Source organism: Thauera sp. AutoDN2, assembly GCF_051280715.1.
GTDB lineage: Bacteria > Pseudomonadota > Gammaproteobacteria > Burkholderiales > Rhodocyclaceae > Thauera.
Window position 1 is genome coordinate 1 of the sequence record NZ_JBNCAR010000108.1, and the last position, 1,169, is coordinate 1,169.

A 1,169-nucleotide genomic window follows, 5' to 3' on the forward strand; every position below is an offset into this window, starting at 1 on the left:
TTCTAGTGTAGTGCTGCATTTTGTTTGGAACTTAAGCGGCTGTTTGCGCGGATGACCTTCTGCAGGATGTCGCGAGCGCTCTTGGTCCAGATGAAGGGCTTGGGGTCAGTGTTGTGGTGAGCGATGTATTGATCAATGGCGGTGATGAGTTCGGGAACGCTGGTGAAGACCCCACGGCGCAGTCGCTCGGTGGTGATGTCACGAAAGAAGCGTTCGACCATGTTCAGCCAGGAGGCCGAGGTAGGCGTGAAATGCATGACGAAGCGCGGATGCTTGGCCAGCCACTCTTGCACGACAGGATGCTTATGTGTCGCGTAGTTGTCGGCGATCAGGTGCAAGGTCTTGTCCTTGGGCGTTTCACGGTCGATCTTTTTCAGGAACTTCAACCATTCGGCGTGGGTGTGCCGCTGCTGACATTGGCCGATGACTTGCCCATCGAGCACGTTGAGCGCGGCAAACAGGGTCGTCGTGCCGTTGCGCTTGTAGTCATGAGTCATGGTGGCTGCCCGGCCCTTTTTCAGCGGCAGTCCCGGTTGTGTGCGATCCAGCGCTTGCACCTGGCTTTTCTCGTCGCAGCACAGCACCAAGGCGTGTTCGGGCGGAGCCATGTACAGACCGACGATGTCTTCAAGTTTCTCGACAAACTTCGGATCGCGCGAGACCTTGAAACCACGCACGATATGCGGCTTCAAGCCGGCCGCTTTCCAATGGCGCGAGATGGTGGTCGCGTGAACGCCCAGTTTCGCCGCCATCTTGCGGCTACTCCAGTGCGTAGCCGCTTCGGGTTTGCTCTGCGTGGTCAGCTCCACCAACTGCGCCAACTCCACCTTCTTCGGTGGCGCACCCCGTGGCAAGTCGCGCTCGATCCCCGCAAGCCGCATCTCGGCATAGCGCCCACGCCAGCGGGCCACTTGAATCCGCCCGACGCTCAAATGTTCCGCAATCTGCAGGTTCTGCATGCCCTCGGCGGCCAGCAACACAATGCGGGCGCGCTGCGACAACCTGACGCTCGTGAGCCGAGAACTCGTCAGCTTCATCAGCTCCGCGCGTTCGTCCTCGGTCAAAACAATCTCTGGCGCAACCCGCATTCGATCCTCCGCTCCGCATGCATGAAGCATGATAGCGGAAGTTGTCAATTAAGTGCGCTCAAGAGCGCAGCACTACACTAG

At 58.9% G+C, this 1,169-nt stretch carries 1 protein-coding gene; it reads right to left on the reverse strand.

The window, feature by feature from the left end:
- Window positions 1–2: 2 nt before the first annotated feature.
- Window positions 3–1,088 carry an IS630 family transposase gene (locus tag ACPT9U_RS17735; protein ID WP_435751927.1) on the reverse strand — a complete coding sequence of 362 codons (1,086 nt, stop codon included), beginning with the start codon at window positions 1,086–1,088 and terminating at the stop codon, window positions 3–5.
- Window positions 1,089–1,169 lie beyond the last annotated feature (81 nt).

What these genes read in the sequence shown, in the direction of transcription:
- ACPT9U_RS17735 (WP_435751927.1), bottom strand. Translation starts at nt 1,088, where the DNA reads ATGCGGGTTGCGCCAGAGATTGTTTTGACCGAGGACGAACGCGCGGAG.